The sequence below is a fragment of the Lentzea flava genome (assembly GCF_014648475.1).
GTDB lineage: Bacteria > Actinomycetota > Actinomycetes > Mycobacteriales > Pseudonocardiaceae > Lentzea > Lentzea flava.
This window is the reverse complement of sequence record NZ_BMRE01000001.1, coordinates 26,619-45,314: the sequence shown is the minus strand read 5'-3', so window position 1 is coordinate 45,314 and position 18,696 is coordinate 26,619. Positions and strand designations below refer to the sequence as shown.

Genomic DNA, 18,696 nt, shown 5'->3' with positions numbered 1-18,696 from the left:
CAGGTCAACCGGCGAACGCGTCCGCCTGCGACCGGTAGAGACGGGCGTAACGACCGTCGCGGGCCAGCAGGTCGCGGTGGGAGCCCAGTTCCGCGACGCCGCCGTCGGCCAGCACCACGATGAGGTCGGCGGACCTGACCGTGGAGAACCGGTGCGTGACCAGGATCGTGATCATGCCGTTCGCGCCGTCGGTGGCTCTGGCCATGCTGCCGAACAGGGCGTCCTCGGTGAACGCGTCCAGGCTGGCGGTCGGCTCGTCGAAGAACCGGACGAGCGGGGTGGTTCGCGCCAGTCCGCGGGCCAGCGCGAGCCGTTGCCACTGGCCGGTGGAGAGGTCTGCGCCGCCCCACGACGTGCCCAGTTGAGCTTCCTGCGGGAGGACGTCGGCGCTGGCTCTGCCGAGTGCCGCCCGGACGTGGGCGGTGTCGTCGAGGTGGGGCAGGTCGCCGAGGCCGACCGCGTGCTGGACGGTGAGCTCGAAGCGGGCGAAGTCCTGGAACGCGGCGGCGAGTCGCTCCCGCCACTGCTCGGCGTCGAGGTCGGCGAGTTCGGTCCCGTCGACCGTGATGCGGCCTTCGGTGGGTTCGTACATCCTGGTCAGGAGCTTGACGAGGGTGGTCTTGCCCGCGCCGTTCTCGCCGACGACGGCCAGTGCGCCGCCGGCCGGGATGGTCAGGGAGACGTTGCGCAGCACCCACTTCTCGGTGCCGGGGTAGCGGAACGACACGTTCTCCAGCCGGATGCCCTCGACGATCCGCTCGGGCGCGGGGAGGTGGCCGGTCGGGGCCGCGGCGCGGGCGTGGTCGACGAGCCACAGGTAGCGGCGGACGGTGTGGAGGGTGCGGCCGAAGCCCGTGACGGCCTGGATCGGCCAGATGACCGCGGTCTGCACCTGCTGGCTCAGGTAGATCGCCAGAACGACGTCGCCGGGCGCTGACGTGCCCCGGATCGCCTGGTGCAGCACGAAACCGACGGCGGCGATCACGCCGGTCACGTACAGGAGCTGCTGGGCGAGCGAGGCGAGGGCGACCTTGCGTTCGGTCTTCTCGATCGGTGCGCGCTGTGCACGCCAGAGCGTGTCGATGCGGCGTTCGACGTAGTCCGCCAGGCCGAAGAGGCGGATTTCCACGGCGGCGTCGCGATCCTGGGCCACGGTGCGCAGATGGCGGGCGGTGCGGCCGGGCAGTGCGGAGGCGTCTTCCGCGGTGGCTCGCCAGCGCTGCTGGGTCCTGGTGATCAGCAGAGCGGGTAGCGCGAGCAGCACCAGCGCGAGCATCGCCGGGTGCGCGACGACCAGCAGGATCAGCACGGTCAGGCCCGCGCAGATCGCCTTGACCGTCACGGCGAGGGCGCTCAGCGAGTTGCCGAGCAGGCCCTGCCGCTGCCGCAGCAGTTCGAGCTGGTTCTGGTACTCGGAGCGCTCGAAGTGGTCGAGGGTGGGCAGTTCGGCGCAGAGCCGCGCGATCTCCGTGTCGAACGCGTGCGCGACCTTCTCCCCCAGCACCATGCGCCACTGGCTGGCGGACAGGTCGAGCTGCCAGCCGAGCCCGGCGCCGAGGACGAGGGCGGCGATGCCGATCACGACCTGGCGCGGGTCGTGCCGGATCACGCCGTTCGTCAGCATCGCCAGCCACAGGCCGGACATCAGTACGAGGGTGTTGCCGAGCGGTTCGGCGATCATGGCCAGGGTCAGGCGGCGGTCGACCCGCCACGCCGTCGCGACGAGGACGCGGATCTCACGCATGGCTCCACTCCTTCTCCGCGAACCGTTCTGCCTGCAGCGAGTACATCGCGGCGTACCGGCCGTTGGCGGCCATCAGTTCCGCATGGGTGCCGTCCTCGGCGATGCGGCCGTCGGCGATCACCACGATGCGGTCGGCGTGGCGGACGGAGGCCAGCCGGTGCGACACGAGGATGGTGGTGATCTCGCCGGCCAGCTCGCTGAAGCGGGCGAAGAGCTCCTCCTCGGCGAGCACGTCGAGGTTGGCGCTGGGCTCGTCCATGATCAGGACTTCGGCGCCGGTCTCGACCGCGAGCAACGCCCTGGCCAGCGCGACCTTCTGCCACTGGCCGCCGGAGAGGTCGCGGCCGTCCGGGTGCGACGAGGACAGCACCGTGTCCCAGCCGTGCGGGAGGTCGTCGAGCAGGCTGAGGCCACCGGCGCGTTCCAGGGCCCTGTGCACGGTCTCGTCGCCGGCGCCGAAGCCGATGTTGTCGCGCAAGGAGAGCTCGAAGCGGGTGAACCGCTGCACGATCGCGCTGACCTCGCCCGGCATCGCGATCTCGCCCCGCTGTGGCCGGTAGGTGCCGCACAACAGGTGCACCAGCGTGCTCTTGCCCGCGCCGTTCTCGCCGACGATGGCCAGCGACTGTCCTTTCGGGACGGTCAGGTTCACGCCGGCCAGGACCTCGTCGTCCCTGCCGGGATAGGTGAAGTGGACGTTCTTCAGCTCGATGGCGTTCGCGGTCTTCTTCGCGGGTGGCGGGCTGGTCGCGAGACGGTCGGCGAGCGCGCGGGCCAGCTTCGCCACCTTGCGGGCGCGGGCCAGCGGGACCTCGGCGCCGAAGACGTAGCCGAGCGCGCTGGTGGACAGCACCGCCTGCGCGTAGACGACGATCTCCGCCGGTGTGGTGGTGGTTTGCGCGATCGCGGTCAGGACGATCAGGTGGGCGAGCACCACTCCGCCCGTCGCGGCGAGAACCGTGCGCATGCCGAGGCGGCGGCCCTCCCACAGGACTTCCAGCGCCGCCAGGTAGGAGTCGCGGTACAGCGGGACGAGCCAGCCCGCGAGCCCGAACACCCGGACCTCCTTGGCCGCCGGGCTGTCCACGGCGAGGCCGCGCAGGTACCGGGCGCGGCGCAGCGCCTGTTCGCCCTGCCGGGCACCGAGGTTCATGCCGTGGTCGAGCCACCTGCGGACGCCGAAGCTGAGACCGCGCCAGCCCAGGAACATCACCAGCGGGGCCCACCACGCGAACGTCGCGAGCACCACGGCCGCACCGACACCGGTTGCCCGCTGCCGCAGCAGTTCCCGCAGAGCGGTGACGGTGCCGACGAAGCCGTCGACGCGTTCGAACTCGGCCAGCGCGCCGAGCTCACCGGTGGTTCGCGGGTCCACCAAGAGTTCCACGTCGGTGCGGAGAGTCGCGTGCGCCACCGTGTCGTGGATCGTGCGGGCGACCCTGCCGTCGAGCACGGCGGCCTGGTGGTCGAGGATCGCGGCGAGCACGGTGCCGGTGAGGAGTGAGGCGCCGAACAGGGCTAGGCCGAGGGTGGCCCGCGCCGGGTCGGTGGGCAGGCCGGAGATCAGCACGCCGGACGCGGCGATGGCGGTGGCCGGGGTCAGGCCCTGGAGGACCGCCAGCACGCAGAACACGGCGAATCGCCACCTGCCCGCTTGCCACAGGAGTGCGGTCGTTCCTGCGCCTCCGAGGCGTTTCACGGCCGCGCCTGTCCAGCGCGCGAAGTACGTCATCGCCGCACCTCCGAGGCGATCCACGACCGCGCCCGTCCAGCCCGCGAAGCCGTCATCCCAGCACCTCCGAGGCGTTCCACGGCCGCGCCTGTCCAGCGCGCGAAGTACGTCATCGCCGCACCTCCGAGGCGATCCACGACCGCGCCCGTCCAGCCCGCGAAGCCGTCATCCCAGCACCTCCGAGACGCTCCACCACCGCGTCCGTCCAGCGCGCGAAGCCCGTCATCCCAGCACCTCCGCGAAGTGCTCCACCACGGCCGCCGTCCACGCGCCTGGATCGCCTGGCTCGTGGCCGTTGCCGGGTTGTTCGAGGTAGCGGTCGGCGCCCTGCCGTTCGACGAACCTCCGCGACTGCTCCACCGGGCACCTGTCGTCCCCCTTGCTGTGGCCGATGAGCAGGCGTCGTGCCGTGAACGGCTGGTTGATCGGGCTGCGTGCGTTCAACTGGCCGGGGTCGTCGGCGAGCGCGCCGAGTTCGGTGCGGAGCCACTGCCGGTGCAGTCCCGTCGCGGACTCCAGCAGCTGCGGCAGATCGGTGACCGGCGCCCACACGGCGACGGCGTCCACCAGTTCCCGTGCCGCGGCGAGCAGGGCGAGGTAGGCGCCGTAGCTCTGGCCGTACAGGCACACCGGCCGGTCGCGCCGCAGTTCTCGCAGGCGCGCGGTCACCGCCGCCACGTCGGCACCGCCCCAGTCGCCCACCACGACGTCGCGGAACTCGTCGCTGTATCCGCTGCTGCCGGGGTAGTTCATGCCGATGACGGTCCAGCCCGCCTCGACCAGCGCGGCGATCATCGGCTCGTGGATCTGCCTGAGCTGGCTGCGGGGGCCGCCGTGCAGGTGCAGGACGATGCCGCCGTGGCCGCCGTTTTCCGGTTCGTAGAGCCATTCCGGGGACTGCGCGGACTCGCGGTGCCGCCAGCGGACGGGCGTCTCGGTGCGCCGCTGTCCCGGCAGCTCGGTCATCTGTCCACTGTGGATGTCCCAGCGGACGAGTGCGGGTGAGGCCGCCGGGGACTGGTGGCGGCCGAGGAGGTGGCGCTCGTCCGCGGTGAAGGTCAGGTCGGTGGCGATGCCGTGACCGGGCACGGGCGTGCCGACGACCTCGCCCTCGCGGTCGAGGACCCGGTAGACGTAGCGGTGATCGGTCCAGGCCATCGTGAGGAGCAGGCCGGACGGGGAGACGGCGATGCCGGCACTTCCCGGTGCGTACCAACGGACCTCGCGGCTTGCCAGGTCGAGCACGCCGGGCACCTGATCTTCGCCGGTCAGCGCGACCAGCGGTCCGTCGCCCGCGGCCGACACCGCTGGGATCTCGGCGATCTGTTCGCTGCTCGTGTCGTCGTACCGCACCAGCACGACCCGCCGGTCCTTGGTGAGCACGATGGTGGTGCCGTCCCAGGCGGCCACCGACGACACGCCCTCGGTGGCGTCGAGGACCTGGTAGGTGCCTGTGGACGGGCGGTGCACGCACAGCACCGGGCGTCCGTCGCGCACGACCGCGACGAGGGCTTCTTCGCCGTTGTAGCGCAGGATGCGGCCGACCACCGGATGCGTCGAGGTCAGCATCCGGCGGCCGGTGTCCAGGAGGCCGAGTTCGCCCCGGCGGCGCAGCGCCACGAGGTCTTCTGCGGCCCAGCCGACGAGGTGCCAGTCGCCGGCCGGGATCCAGTCGACCTCGGTCAGGTCGGTGGTTCCCGCCGGAACGAGCCCGACCTCGCCCGGTCGCGTGAGGACGAGGCGGTCGCGGTGGAGGGAGAACTCGGTGATGGTCATGCGAGCAGACCCCGCAGCGCCAGGAGGTCGTCGGCGACCAGCGCGTGCGCGGCGCGTGCCTCGACGAGGGCTGGCGGCTGGTCGCCCAGGTTGCGCAGGATCGTGTCCACGACCTCGGGGGCGCCGCGCCGCATCCGGCTGACCGCGGCGAGGTACCAGCGCGCCGCTTCCGCGGTCGCGTTCGCCGCGAGCCGCTTGTCGGCGAGACGGAAGCACACCGCGGACACCGCCTTCTCACTCGCCTGGTTCGTGTCGGCCGCCCGGTCGAAGAGGTCGAGCAGCCGCGTCGCGACGGCCTCCGCCTCGCGGTCCTCCCCCGCGTCGAGCAGCACCCGCACGAGGTCGGCGGCGACGTAGGTGGCGTTGGCGACGTCGTCCGCGGCCGCCCACGCCCGCCGGTACAGGCCCACGGCCTCGGGTGTGCCGCGGCGGAGCTTGGCGAGGTTGGTGAGGAGCTGGACCTGTTGATCGGCCACGACGTCCTGGCCTTCCAGCAACTCCAGTGCCGTGCGCATGGTCGTGACGGCACCGTCCAGGTCGCGGTCGCGGTACAGGGCCAGTGCGGCGCCGTTGAACGACGCGGCGATCTGGGTGACCGGCACGTCCAGGTCGCGGGCGTGCTCGAAGCAGCGCGCGGCCGACTTGCGCACAGCCGGGTCGGGGTCCTTCGCGAGGAGCTGGCCGAGCTGGTAGGCGAGCATGGCCCGGTCGATCGGCTCCACGTCCCACTTCTCCGCCTGCGCCAGCAGCAGGTCGGCCACCGCGCCGGAGACCCGGCGGCGATCCGCGACGAGTGCCGCCAGGTACGCGCTCGCGGCGGTGGCGTGCGGAACCTCGTTGCCGCGCAAGGCCCGGCGGTACAGGTTGCCCGCGTACCGCGACAGCACCCTGCCCTGGCCCGCGGCTTCCGCGGCGGCGCCGGCCGTGAAGGCGTGGAGTGCCGCTGACGGGTCGGTCAGCAGGGCGGCGGTGGACAGCGGCACCTCGACGCTCTGCGCGACCTCGGCCGCCAGCTCCGGGGTGATCGGCAGGTCACGTGGTGGCGGGGCCGCGTAGGTACGTCGATTGTCCCTTGTGGACGTTGTTGTCTCGACCAGATCGTCGTCCCAGCCGTGTTTCGCCTGCCAGTGGCGGAATTTCTCTTCCGGGACCGATCCACCGGCGAGCTGGAGCATCGCGAGGATTTCGTTCGCGGGCGGTGCGGCGGGGAGGTGGCGCAGCACGGTGATCGACTGCGCTTCCCCGCGCACCAGCCGCATGCGGCACTCCTGGAGGAAGCGCACGTCGTCTCTCGTCGGTGGGTTGACCAGCTCGACGACTACGGCCCGTGGGCCGCCCTCGGCCAGCCATTCCTTGGCGGCCCTGACCTCGGCCCGCAGCCGTGCCTCGCGTTCGTCGTGGCAGCGCAGCAACGCCGTGGTCAGGTCAGCGGGACCCTCGGGTCCTCGCAACCACACGGGACGACCTGCGGACAGGTAGTAGCGGACGGGCCCCTGCGCCCGCAGATCCTCCAGGGTCGCCGGAATCCGCGCGGACTCCAGCTCCAGCACCGTCACGGTCATGACGTCACCCGGCTCGCTCGGAGCGTCGCGCGGTCCTGCACGAAGCCGATCGACCGGTACAGCCTGCGCGCGGCGAAGTTCTCGGCCATGACGTTGAGCCGGCAGTCGACGTACCCGGCTTCCGCCAGCCCGAGCATGCTGCGCACCAGCAACGTCCTGCCGAGCCCGCCACCCCTCGCGGCGGGCTCGACCACGAGGTGCCCGACGAGCGGCACACCACGGTCCTCCGTCACCGCGATCGCGCCGCGGGGGACGCCGTCCGCGACGATCCTGAGGGACGCCTCGGGGATCAACGGCCCGTACTGGTTCTGCGTGAGCTCGGCGAAGACCCGGCGGTCGTGCGGCTCTCCCGGCACATCCTCCGAGAACGGCTCAACCTTGTGACCGACGGGCAGCACGCGCTCGAACGAGGCGATCATCTCGGCGTCCAGCCGCAGCCACATCGGCACGATCCGCCCGCAGTCGGTGCCGCCGACGTCCCAGAACTCCGGGTGCACGACGACGACGTCGCCGATCCCCTGTTCCTTCAGGTACGCGAGCACCCTGCCCAGATGGTCGGCGATGGCCGGGTCATCGCGCTGCGGCAGGCACTCCGTGACGTACCAGAGCCCTCCGGCCGGCCGCACCACGCACTCGAACACCGTCTCGCCTTGCCGGGACGCCACGACCCGGCGGTTCGGGCCCCAGTCCACGACCATCTCGTGGACCAGGAGATCGGTGAGGTTCACTGCCACTCCTCCAGTCGCAGGGTCAGGGGCGAACGGGCGACGCGGCCCGCGAGCCGCAGCCGGAACGCGTGCACGCCGGTGTAACCGCGCATGTAGTCGGGCCTGGGCGCACCGAGCCCTTCCGGCGCCCACTTGACGGAGAACCCGTCGCGGAACCGGAGCGCGTCGAGCTTGCGTCCGATGTGGACGGCGCCCTCGTGGTCGCCCAGGTCCAGCAGGAAGTCACCGTCGCCAGCGAGCCCGTGGCACCGGCAGACGCTGCCGAACGGCCGCGCGGTCGTGATGGCGAGGCCTGCTTTTCGCGCGCCTTGCTCGAATTCCTCGTCCTGGGTGTGCCGGGCCAGGGCGTGCAACAGGATGCCGACACCCGCGGCGCCGTTGCACCAGTGCGACCACACCGTGTCGTGGCCCGGTTTGTGCGGCCACGACAGGCCTTCCGCCGCCGGGACCGCGGCGCCGAGCAGGGCTCGTCCGGTGGCGACGGCGAGGTCGGTGGCGACCGGGTCGTCGACGGCTCGGCCGGCGTGCAGCAGGAAGTAGGCAACGCCCGCGCTGCCGTGGGCGAAGCCGTAGAACGACGAGCCGTTGTTCGGCCACGCCGGGAGACCATCCTTTGTGGACACGCCTGCGAGGACTTTCGCGATGATCGCCTTGATGTCTTCCTGGCCTTTGCCGGTGGTGCGCAGGAGGGCGATCTTGGCGAGGCCGATGCCCGCCCAGCCGTGGGTGATGTCCCAGCCGTGGACCTCGATCCTGCTCAGCTCGGCGGAGAGCTTCAGGGCTTCGCGGTGCCACAGTTCGGGTTCGTGTCCGGTGGCGGCGAGATCGGTCATGAGCCACGGGAGGGAGCCGAGGCCGAAGTACAGGCCTGGTGGGGTCTGGCCTGGGACCACCGGGTGGTTGTCGATGGTCCACGTCAGGAGTTGGTCGGTGTGGTGCAGCCAGGTCCTGTCGCCGGTGGCTTCGTGGAGGTCGAGGTAGAAGCGGGCGATGCCGGCGGTGCCTGCCATGAAGGAGGCCGGGTGCAGGGAGCCCGGTGCCCAGCGTTGAGGCCAGGGCCAGGGGTGGCGGTCCCACTCGGCCAGCTTGACCAGTTCTTCGCCAGCCTCGACCGCTTCCTCGACGGCGCGGTCGCCGACACTGTCGGACCCGCCTGAGACGATGGGAGTGGGGACCTCGCGATCCCCCCGGAGGGGGCCAAGGTGGATCGATTCCGGATCCAGCCCGGCCGGGGCGAACGCCTCCAACACCGCAGGCAGGTGCTCGGCGTACGTCACGTTCCTGCCCAGAAACGGATCGATCCCCGTCAGCACGAAGTGGTCGATCGCCGCGAGCGCGTACTCGGTGTCCGCGGCCCAAGGCGCAGACGGCGGCACATACCCCGGCGTGTGCGCGGCAAACGGCGGCTCCGGCGAATCAACCAGACCAGCGTGCTCAAGGTCGATCACCGCGAACCGCGCCCCGTCGACCATGATGTTGTTGGGCGTGAGGTCGAGCAGCCGAACCCCGTGCGCCTCAACGTCCCGCACGAGCCGGTGCACCCCGTCCATCAGCGACAACAGATCAGGCACGGACACCGGCGAACGGTAGTTGCGCCGCTCCACCTCGGCCCGCAACGTCCGTCCCGGCAGGAACTCCTGCACCAGATAGGCGTTGTCCTCCTGGTGGAAGAACGCGAGCGGCTCCGGCGCCAGCCCCGTTCCGCTCAGCGCCCGCAGCAGCTGCCACTCGTTGCGCAGCGCGGTGCGCGAGTCCCGGCCGAGCCGGTCCGGCGTCGTCCCGATCCGCGCTTCCTTCAGCACGGCCGGCGCGCCCCGGTAGCGGACCCGGAACACCCCGCCCTTCACGGACTGCCGCAACACCCCCTGCACCACGATCTCGCGCCCGAACAGGCCGGTTCCCGGCCGTTCCAGGAAGACGCGGGACTGCGCGGGCACGAGGTCGTCCACCCAGTCGGGTGCGGCGACACCGGGAGCTCGCTTGTCCTCGACGCAGTGCCCGTCGGGGTGCACCAGCACGTGCCGCAGGCTCTGCTCGGCCGGGTCGAAGACGCTGGAGGCGGAGAACGCGCCGTACCGCAGGTAGACGTTGCTGTGCGGGCGGAATCGCCGGTCGGACGGCACGACGGGAGCGTCGAACTCGGCCGTGACGGCGTCCAGGTCGGCGGCGAGCTGCTCGACGTCGGAGTCCGGGTAGACGGTGATGAACTTGCCGGACTGGGTCAGGGGTGAGGGCGGTGAGCTGAGGTCCATCAGCTTGTCGATGGACCGGGCGGCCTTCCAGCGCAACGCGCGGGGCACGACGACGGCGGCGACGCGGCGCAGGACCTCGGGGGCGTGCTGGGGCGCGGCGCTCACGTGGATCTTCCAGCCCTGGCGGAGCTGCGGGCGGTCGGTCACGGGGTCGAAGTGCCACCAGAAGGGCTCGCCGCGCACGGTGTAGGTGTCGGCGCACGAGGCGGCGATCTCTCCCACCCCGCGCCGGATCGGGTCGGCGGCTGCGCGTCGTCGCATGGAACTCACCTGCCTCGGAGAAGGGACTTGCGGTGGGCCGCGCGACGGCGGCCCACCGCATCACCGGGAGCTCCGGTCAGTTCTCGCTCATGGTCCAGGAGCACAGCGTGCAGAGGGAGTTGTCCTCCATCAGCAGCGCGTCGTCCTCGAAGCCCAGGGTCAGCAGGTCGTTCGCGTCCACGATCTTCTCCATGTGAATGCACCTCCGTGTTGTTGGTGTTGCGGGCCTCGTTGCGGCCCGAGAGAAATCTCCCGTCCGGCGGCGCGAAACTCATCCGTGGCGGCCACCACCATTCGGAAGCCGCAGGTGCGGGACGGTGTGACGGCGGTGGCGGGCGGGTTGTGCTCGAGCGGTTCACGAGCGGCGTCCGGCAGAATGCGTAGAGGCGCGTACGTACGTGGCCATCAATGGTGGTGTTCTCCACCCATGACCCGCCGGTGCCGCGCTGGCACGCTTCGTGTCATGGAGATCGCCTGTCGCGTCACACCCGCTCCCACGGACGTGTTCGCGCACGTCGTGGCCCCGTGGGTGGACGCGGCGAGCGCCCGGTTGCACCACGAGCTCACGGGCCTGCCCGGCACCGCCGTTGATCCGGACGCACTGACGGCGTCGTGCGCGAAGAACCTCACGAGCCGGCTCACCCGCCTCGCGGCGCCGGTTCTCGTCCGTGAACTCGCGAACACCCCGTTCGACGGACTGACCCGCGCCCACTTCGAGCCTTATCCCGTGCTGATCCGGGAACTGGACCGGGAACGCGACACCGCGGTCGTCACCACCGCCGAGATCGCCGCCCGGTACGCGGCCGACCAGGAGCGCCTCACCGGCACGCTGCTCACCGCCAAGGCCGCGCTCGTCGCGGTGCGGCCGGGAGGTGACCGTCATCAGGGCGGGCGCGCCACCACGATCCTGCGGCTCGCCGACGGGCAGCGCGTGGTCCACAAGCCGCGTGGCGTCGACGCGCACCTGGCGCTGGCGCACGTGGTCGAGCTCGTGAACGACCTGACCGACCTGGGCATCGTCACGGTCAAGGCGCTGGCGGCGGACGGCTACGGCTGGACCGAGCACGTCGAACCGGCACCGCTGCCCACGCGCGACGCCACGGCGTACTTCCACCGGCTCGGCGGGCTGCTCGCGGTGCTGCACCTGGTGCGGGCCACGGACATGCACCACCAGAACGTGATCGCCCGCGCCGACCAGCCGCTGCTGATCGACGTCGAAACCCTGTTCCAGGCCCAGCTTCCCGGCGGACGGCCCGATCCGGCCACGATCGCGCTGGGCCGTTCGGTGGCACGCACCGGCATCCTGCCGGCCGTCGCCGGACGGCACGGCCTCACCGACATCTCCGCCGTCGGCGGCGACGCCGGCCAGGAAACCTCCTGCGTCACAACGGAATGGGTCGACGCCGGGACCGACCGCATGCGCGCGGTCGAGCGGCCGGAGATCATGCCCGGCGCGGCGAACCGCCCGACGTGGCAGGGCGAGCCCGTCGAAGCCGCCGACCACGCGGACGCGGTGCTGTCCGGGTTCCGGCTGACCTACGACGCGATTTCCTTCCACCGCGCGGAGTTCGCCGCTCTCCTGGCCGGATGCGCGTCCGTGCCGGTGCGCGTGGTGCCACGGCCGACGCGGCAGTACGCGGACCTCATCGCGGCCACGCGCGCTCCGGAGTTCCTGCAGAACCCCGAAACGAGGCTCAACGCCCTGAAAACGGCGTGTGCCGACGACTTCCTGCCCGGACTGGCCGAGCTCGAGGCCGCCGAGCTGGACGCGGGCGACATCCCCCTGTTCACGGCGCGCGCGGACGGCCGCGACCTGCACTCCGCCACCGGCACGCTGCCGGGCGTGCTCGCCACCTCCGGCCTGGAGGACGCGCTCGCCTGCCTCGGGGCCTTCGACGAGTTCGACCGCGCGGACCAGGAATGGGTGATCGCCGCGTCGCTCGCCAGCCGCAGGGTCGCGCTGACCGGCGGCGGTCCCGGCCAGGTCCAGCAGCACGCCGTCGGCACGGACGAGGTGCTGTCCGCCGCGTGTGCCGTGGCCGACCGGATCGTCACGACCAGCTTCGGCACCGAGCGGATCAACTGGATCGGCCTCGAACCGGTCGGCGACACCCGCTGGCTGGTGCTGCCCATGGGCGCCGGGCTCGCGCACGGCTACACCGGCGTCGCGCTGTTCCTGGCGCAGCTCGGGCGGATCAGCGAGGTCTCCCGCTACACCGACGTCGCCCGCCGGGCCCTCGGCGCGGTCCCGGACCTGCTGAACGCCTTGCGCGGCAACGACGAGCTCATCGCAGCGGTCGGCTCCGGCGGCCTCACCGGGTTCGCCGGTATCGGGTACGCCCTCGCCCGCATCGCGAAACTCGTCGACGACGAGGAGGTCGCCCGGTGGGCCCGCGCGACCGTGCCGCTGGCCGCCGCGGCGGCGGAGTTCGAACCGGAACACGGCCTGGCGGCGGCGATGCGTGCGCTCGACGCGGAAATCGGCTGCACCGACGCACGCGACCTCGCGGCCCTGTACCCGGACGGACCCGCGGGGCCCGCGCAATGGTGCCAGCACGGCGCTTCCGAATGGACGGACGACGACCTGTCCTTGTGCCACGGGGAACTCGGCCGTGCGGACGTGTCGGTGACCGGCTGGTCCGCCGCCACGAGACACCGCCGGACGGGCGAGGTGCTCGCCGCGTTGCGCCGCGACGGACCTCGTTGTGTCACCCCGGACCGCGTTCCCACACCGGGTCTGCTGACCGGGCTCGCCGGAATCGGGATCGGACTGCTGCGCCTCGGATTTCCCGATCGAACGCCGTCCGTGCTGCTGTTCCAATCGGACACCTGATCTTCCGGCATTTGCCGGAACACCGATAAAACCGTTACTGATCAACAGGAGAAGCAATGAGATTGCCGGAGACCAACGCCCAGTCCGCCGCGACCCGCGCCGCCACCCGCAAGATCGGCCTGCGGATCGCCGCGCTGACCGGCGTCGTCCTCACCGCCGGCGCCATCGCCGCAGCTCCGAGCATCGCAGCCGAGCTCAGCACGGACGCCGTGCTCGACTCGGTCGTCGCCACCGATGGCGGTGGCACCGGTTCCACGTGTTGCCGGCCGGAAAACTGACGCGCCCGTTATCCGACTGTGTGTCACGTTTTGTGGCATGTCGTGATCTCATGGGCACGTGGCATTACGTGCACCTGTCGTCGTCGGTCGTGACAATGAGCTGGAACTGATCAGAACGACGTTGGCGAAAGTCGCTACGGGGCGGGGTCAGGTGGTGTTCCTGACCGGCGAGGCCGGGATCGGCAAGTCCCGGCTCGCCTCCGCCGCGACGGACCTCGCCTACTCCAGCGGGATGAGCATCATGCGCGGCCGCGGCAGCGCGATGAGCCGGACGATCCCGTTCCGGTGCCTGAGCGAGGCGCTGCTGTCGTTGCAGCGCCTGGGCACCACCGTCGACATAGACGCGCTCGGCCCGTACCGCCCGGCGTTGGCGCGCCTCAACCCCGACTGGGGCACCTCGGCCGACGACGCGTCGAGCGGCTCGCTGATCGTGCTCGCCGAGGGCGTGCTCCGGTTGACCGAACTCGTCGGCCGCGACGGCGGATGCGCTGTGGTGATCGACGATCTGCAGTACGCGGACCCGGACACGCTGGCGGTGCTCGAGTACGTCATCGACAACATCGCGCACCAGCCGACGTTGCTGCTCGCGACGATGCGCGACGAGGACAGCGCGGCGCTGGAGTTCGCCCGTGCCACCAGCAAACGCGACTCCGCCACCCTCATCGAACTCCGCAGGCTGCGGCAGCACCAGGTCTCCGCGCTCGCGGGTGCCTGTCTGGAAGGCGTTTTGCCCGCACCGGCGCTGGACCTGTTGTGGGTGGGCAGCGGCGGACTGCCGTTGTTCGTCGAGGAACTGCTCGACGAGATCATCTCGGACGGTCAGCTCGTGCGCACCGGCGACGTCTGGCAGATGGCGGATGCCGGTGTTCCGCCGTCCGCGTTGGTGCACAGCGTGGCTGGACGATTCGGCAGGCTGAGCGACCAGGCCCGCGAGTTCGTGTCGGTCGCGGCGGTGATCGGCCTGAGGTTCCCGCTCACGGTCGTCCGCGAGGTCACCGGCCTCGACTACCGCACTCTGCTGCGCTATCTGCAGAGCGAACCGGTGGCGCACCTGATCGGGCCGGACGACCACACGCCCGACTGGTTCCTGTTCACGCACGCGCTGGTGGCGGACGCGGTGCTGACCCTCATCCCCGAAGACGTGCAGGCGGATCTCGCGCGACGGGCGGCGGACGCGGTCGAGAAGCGTTATCCCGGTGTGCCGGGCGACTGGTGCCACCTGTGCGCGACGCTGCGCGAGGCGGCCGGGCAGACCGCGGAAGCCGGTGCCCTGTACGCGGAAGCCGGCCGGCGGGCGCTGGCGCAGGGCGCGGCGCAGTCGGCGGTGACGTTGCTCGACCGGTCGTTGGAGCTCGTGCACGACCCGGTGCACCGGTTCGAGGCGCTGGAAGCGCAGTTGCTGGCGTTGACCGAAGCGGGACAGGTGGATCGCGCGCTCGCCATGAGCTTCGACAGCTCCGGATTGGACAGACCGCATCGGGCCCGCCTGCACACGCAGCTGGCGTGGGCGGCGAACCTCGCCGGTCGCACGTCCGACGGCCTCGCCCAGGTGGAGATCGCGCGGGCGCTGCTCGGATCCGATGCCCCGGCAGAGGATTCCGCGCCGATCGACGTCGTGGCCGCGCATCTGGAGCTCGACCGCGCGGAGCCGGGCAGCCTGGAGCGCGCCGAGTCGGTCGCGCTGAGGGCGGCGACCGTCGCCGAACGGGTGCCGTTGCCGGTGGTGGCGTGTCAGGCGTGGCAGTTGCTGGGTGCGCTCACGCGACGACGTGATCCCGCGCAGGCGACGGCCTATCTGGAACGCAGCCGTGCCTTCGCCATCGCGCACGACCTGCCGATCTGGGAGATCCACGCGTTGGTGCGCCTCGGGTTGAACGACGCGTTGCGCGACGGCGAGATCACCAGGCTGGAGCAGGCGCGGGACCTCGCCTCACGGATCGGTGCGGTGATCGCCCGCTACCAGTCCGAGGTGAACATCGGCCTGCAACTGGTGCTGCGCGGCGACTTCGCGGCCGCCGAGGCATTGGTCGACGAGGTGTCCTCCGCCGCAAGACGGTTGGGGCTGCAGGAGATCGGCCAGTTCATGGCGGTGCTGCGCGCGGTGCTGGCCGGGCATCGCGGCGACCGGACAACGTTGACCGCGGCCTGGTCGGTCCTGACCGAGCCGGGCGGCGAGCAGCACACCGCCCGCCTGCACGGCCTCGCGGCGGCGTTCTGCTCGTTGCTGGAGGAGGACAGACCGAGGGCGCGGGCGGACCTGGACCTCGCGCTGGCCGCCGAACGCGCCACCCCGACGACGTATCACCTGACCGGCAGGTTCGGGCTGGACCTGTTGCTGCGCGCGGTGGACGGCGAGCTGACGAGGGCCGAGTACGACGAGATCGTCGCGAACCCGGCCGCCGGTCTGCGCTGGGACCACCACTTCGCGTTGCTGGCCTCCGCAGTGCTGGCCGGTGCTTCCGGGGACGAGACGACCGCACGGGCACAGGTCGCCGAGAGCGCCGAGGTGGGGCTGCCCTACCCGATGGCGCGCAATTTGGGGCTGCGACTCGTCGGCGAGGCGGCCGCGCGAGATGGCTGGGGCGAGCCGGAAACGTGGCTGCGCACGGCCGAACACCACTTCCACGACGCCGGAATCGCCGCCGTGGCGGGCGCGTGCCGGGCCCAGCTGCGGCAGATGGGCGTGCGGGTCACGCAACGGCGGACCGGCACCGACGAGGTACCGGACGAGCTGCGCCTGGCCGGGGTCACCGTGCGCGAGTACGAGGTGCTGCGGCTGCTCGGGGCGCGGCTCGCGAACAACGAGATCGCCGCGCAGCTGCACGTTTCGCCGCGCACGGTGGAGAAGCACGTGTCGAGCCTGTTGACCAAGACCGGTCTGGCGAACCGGCTCGCGCTGGGCAAGCTCGCCACCGAGCACGTCTTCACCGAGTCGCGTTGAGGTGGGCCAGCACGGCCAGCACGCGCCGGTGACCGTCCTCATCGGACGGAAGGTCGAGCTTGATCAGCAGGTGCCGCACGTGCGCCTCGACCGTGCGTTCGCTGAGCTGCAGGCGTTTCGCGATGCCCGTGTTCGTGAGGCCCTGCGCCATCAGTTCGAGCACGGTCCGCTCGCGTTCGGTGAGGGTGGCGAGCGGGCCGTTCGCGCCCTGTCCGAGCAGGCCCGCGACGACGTGCGGATCGAGGGCCGAACCACCGCGGGAGACCCTCGTGGCGGCGGCGAGGAAGTCGGCGACGTCCAGCACGCGGTCCTTGAGCAGGTAGCCGAACCCGCTCCTGGTGATCAGCTCCGCGACGTGGGTCGCCTCGACGTGCTGGGACAGGACCAGCACCCCGAGCCCGGGATGGGTTTCCTTGAGGTCGCGGGCCGCGCGGGCGCCCTCGTCGGTGAACGTGGGCGGCATCCTGATGTCGACCACGACGAGATCGGGCGCGAACGCGGACACCGCGGACGCGAGCCCGGTGGCGTCGCCGAGGGTCGCGACGACCTCGTGGCCGCTGTCGGCGAACAGGCGGGCCAGACCGTCGCGCAACAGCGCCTGGTCTTCGGCGATCACGACTCGCACGGCACCTCCGCGATCACCGTCGTCCCGGTTCCCGGCGCGCTGTCGACCCGCAGCGTGCCGCCGAGCGCCGCCACCCGGTCGGCGAGCCCGGTGAGCCCGCTGCCTTCCGACGGCGCGGCGCCGCCGATGCCGTCGTCGGTCACCGTCACCACGAGGTTCCCGTCGCGCTGGGCGACCGTCAGCGCGACCGTGGTGGCCTTGGCGTGCTTGACCGCGTTCGTCAGTGCCTCGCAGCCCACGAAGTAGGCGGCGGCCTCCACGTTCTCGGCGAACCGCTCGTCCGGTGCCCGCACCTGGACGTGCAGGGGCGTGCGGCGGGCGAGGTCGTCGAACGCGGGCCGCAGACCGCCGTCGAGCTGCAGACCGCGGGCGAGGTCGCGCAACTCCCCGATCGCGACCGCGAGCTCGGCCACGGCGTCGTCGATCGTGCGCCCCGCCTGGTCGGCCGCGTCGGTGGTGAGCTGGTGCTGCGCGTGCCGCAACGCGAGCCCGATCGCGACCAGCCGTTGCTGCGCGCCGTCGTGCAGGTCGCGCTGGATGCGGCGGCGCTCGGCGTCCCCGGCGGCGACGATGCGCGCCCTGGACGCCCGCACCTCGGCGAGCTGCCGGCGCAGCTCGACTCGCAGCCGCGCGATCTCGACGGCCAGCCCGCCCGCTTCCACGACCTCGCGCACCAGGGCGGCCTGCGGTGTCGTGTGGACGACCACGCCGAGCGGCTGTCCGTCCCGTTCGATCACGACGCGGGACCCGGTCACGGCTCGTGTCCGCCCGTCGAGGTCGACGTGCTCCCGGCTCTCCGGCAGGTACACGAGCAGCTCGAGCCCGGGATCCGCCAGCACCTCGCGCAACACCCCGCGCACCTCCTCCGGCGCGGCCCGCCCGGCCCGCAACGCCTCCAGGAAGTCGGCCATCCGCCGCCGCGCGTCGTACCGAGCCCGGTTGAACCGCCGGTCGACGACGTCCTGCACCCGCGCCCGCAACGGCCGGAACGCCAGCGCCGCCACGAGCGTCGCCGCCGCCGTCGCCCACGACGACCCGCGCCCGGCCGCCGTGCCGACCACCACGACCGTCACCGCGTAGGCCGCGACCAGCAGCACCGTCAGCACGCCGTAGCTGATCGTCCTGCTGATCACGACGTCCACGTCGAACAGCCGGTACCGCAGGATCGCGAGACACGCGGCCACCACCAGCCCCGTCAGCACCACGGCGGCGATCACCCCGGCGGCGGGCGTGACGTACCAGAGCGCGAAGGACATCGGCAGCCCCACGCCGGCCAGCGCGGCCGCGAACACGAACCACTTGAGCTGCTGGCGCCTGATCCCCTCGGACCGCAGGAACCGCAGGATCAACGCCAGCACCGACAGGCCCAACGCGGCCAGGAACAGCGTGATGCCCACCGTGAACACCGCTGCGGTCGGCAGGCTCTCCACCGCCATCGGGTTGCGTCCGTCGGGGAAACTGCGGCCCAGGTCGGGACTGAACGCCCAGCCGGCCATCGCCAGCACCGTGCTGATGCCGCCCACCCAGAGCAGCGGACGCCACCGGCCGGCCTTGCCGTCCGGGAAGAGCACGAAGGTGAGGATCCAGCCGAAGCCGCTCGGGAGCCAGCTGGTGAGGCTGATCCACAGCGCGATGGGGCCGCCTGGGAGCTCGCGCAGGCCCCAGGCCTGGCCCAGGTCGGCGGCCAGCGCGTTGAGCAGGGCGAACCAGAGGAACAGCCAGCCGATGACGCTGCGCCGGGCGATCAACGCTCCCGCGCCCGCCATGACGATGGCGTAGATCGCGTACATGACCGTGTCGTAGAGGGGTTCGAAGCCCCACGAGAGGGCGGTCGCACCCAGCTCCGCGATGACGGTCAGCGCGAACACCAGCGTCGGCACCGGCTCATGGTCGCAGGGGTGGGCGGGTCCGACCACAGTGCCAGCACTGCATCCGATTTCGGTGCTCGCGCCGATGCCTCCGCC

11 protein-coding genes are annotated in these 18,696 nt (G+C 71.7%); 3 read left to right on the top strand and 8 right to left on the bottom strand.

Annotation, left to right across the window (positions count from 1 at the left end):
- Nucleotides 1–4 precede the first annotated feature (4 nt).
- The 6 genes from IEZ09_RS00190 to IEZ09_RS00165 all read right to left on the bottom strand — a co-directional run bounded on the left by IEZ09_RS00190 (nucleotide 5) and on the right by IEZ09_RS00165 (nucleotide 10,055).
- Nucleotides 5–1,744, bottom strand: a complete 1,740-nt coding sequence (locus tag IEZ09_RS00190) for an ABC transporter ATP-binding protein (RefSeq protein WP_189251459.1) — start codon at nucleotides 1,742–1,744, stop codon at nucleotides 5–7.
- Nucleotides 1,737–3,476, bottom strand: coding sequence for an ABC transporter ATP-binding protein (locus IEZ09_RS00185; RefSeq protein ID WP_189251458.1), 1,740 nt, complete (start codon nucleotides 3,474–3,476; stop codon nucleotides 1,737–1,739). Before IEZ09_RS00185 ends, IEZ09_RS00190 begins: the two co-directional genes overlap by 8 nt.
- Nucleotides 3,477–3,698: 222 nt before the next feature.
- Nucleotides 3,699–5,252, bottom strand: a complete 1,554-nt coding sequence (locus IEZ09_RS00180; protein WP_189251457.1) for an alpha/beta hydrolase family protein — start codon at nucleotides 5,250–5,252, stop codon at nucleotides 3,699–3,701.
- On the bottom strand, nucleotides 5,249–6,814 hold the full coding sequence (locus IEZ09_RS00175; protein WP_189251456.1) for a hypothetical protein: 1,566 nt from the start codon (nucleotides 6,812–6,814) through the stop codon (nucleotides 5,249–5,251). The genes IEZ09_RS00180 and IEZ09_RS00175 overlap by 4 nt, the downstream gene beginning before the upstream one ends.
- On the bottom strand, nucleotides 6,811–7,542 hold the full coding sequence (locus IEZ09_RS00170) for a GNAT family N-acetyltransferase (RefSeq protein ID WP_189251455.1): 732 nt from the start codon (nucleotides 7,540–7,542) through the stop codon (nucleotides 6,811–6,813). The genes IEZ09_RS00175 and IEZ09_RS00170 overlap by 4 nt, the downstream gene beginning before the upstream one ends.
- Entirely contained in the window at nucleotides 7,539–10,055 is a 2,517-nt protein-coding gene (locus IEZ09_RS00165; protein WP_189251454.1) for a class III lanthionine synthetase LanKC N-terminal domain-containing protein, read from the bottom strand. Before IEZ09_RS00165 ends, IEZ09_RS00170 begins: the two co-directional genes overlap by 4 nt.
- A 463-nt stretch (nucleotides 10,056–10,518) precedes the next feature.
- Here IEZ09_RS00165 and IEZ09_RS00160 point away from each other — a divergent pair, with 463 nt between their 5' ends.
- Genes IEZ09_RS00160 through IEZ09_RS00150 form a run of 3 tightly spaced genes read left to right on the top strand, consistent with a single transcriptional unit; the run spans nucleotide 10,519 to nucleotide 16,107 of the window.
- Nucleotides 10,519–12,888, top strand: coding sequence for a type 2 lanthipeptide synthetase LanM family protein (locus IEZ09_RS00160; RefSeq protein ID WP_189251453.1), 2,370 nt, complete (start codon nucleotides 10,519–10,521; stop codon nucleotides 12,886–12,888).
- Nucleotides 12,889–12,944: 56 nt separating this feature from the next.
- Nucleotides 12,945–13,166 (top strand): hypothetical protein, encoded by a 222-nt coding sequence (locus tag IEZ09_RS00155; RefSeq protein ID WP_189251452.1) that lies wholly within the window; start codon nucleotides 12,945–12,947, stop codon nucleotides 13,164–13,166.
- A gap of 58 nt (nucleotides 13,167–13,224) precedes the next feature.
- Nucleotides 13,225–16,107 (top strand): LuxR family transcriptional regulator, encoded by a 2,883-nt coding sequence (locus IEZ09_RS00150; RefSeq protein ID WP_189251451.1) that lies wholly within the window; start codon nucleotides 13,225–13,227, stop codon nucleotides 16,105–16,107.
- Here the strand turns inward: IEZ09_RS00150 and IEZ09_RS00145 are convergent.
- Complete coding sequence (locus IEZ09_RS00145) at nucleotides 16,091–16,732, bottom strand: LuxR C-terminal-related transcriptional regulator (RefSeq protein WP_189251450.1); 642 nt, start codon at nucleotides 16,730–16,732, stop codon at nucleotides 16,091–16,093. The genes IEZ09_RS00150 and IEZ09_RS00145 overlap by 17 nt on opposite strands.
- Entirely contained in the window at nucleotides 16,720–18,612 is a 1,893-nt protein-coding gene (locus IEZ09_RS00140) for a sensor histidine kinase (protein ID WP_189251449.1), read from the bottom strand. Before IEZ09_RS00140 ends, IEZ09_RS00145 begins: the two co-directional genes overlap by 13 nt.
- Nucleotides 18,613–18,696: the final 84 nt, after the last annotated feature.

Coding starts and splice junctions, on each gene's coding strand:
- IEZ09_RS00160 (WP_189251453.1), top strand. CDS start 10,519: ATGGAGATCGCCTGTCGCGTCACACCCGCTCCCACGGACGTGTTCGCG.
- IEZ09_RS00190 (WP_189251459.1), bottom strand. CDS start 1,744: ATGCGTGAGATCCGCGTCCTCGTCGCGACGGCGTGGCGGGTCGACCGC.
- IEZ09_RS00155 (WP_189251452.1), top strand. CDS start 12,945: ATGAGATTGCCGGAGACCAACGCCCAGTCCGCCGCGACCCGCGCCGCC.
- IEZ09_RS00180 (WP_189251457.1), bottom strand. CDS start 5,252: ATGACCATCACCGAGTTCTCCCTCCACCGCGACCGCCTCGTCCTCACG.
- IEZ09_RS00165 (WP_189251454.1), bottom strand. CDS start 10,055: ATGCGACGACGCGCAGCCGCCGACCCGATCCGGCGCGGGGTGGGAGAG.
- IEZ09_RS00175 (WP_189251456.1), bottom strand. CDS start 6,814: ATGACCGTGACGGTGCTGGAGCTGGAGTCCGCGCGGATTCCGGCGACC.
- IEZ09_RS00185 (WP_189251458.1), bottom strand. CDS start 3,476: ATGACGTACTTCGCGCGCTGGACAGGCGCGGCCGTGAAACGCCTCGGA.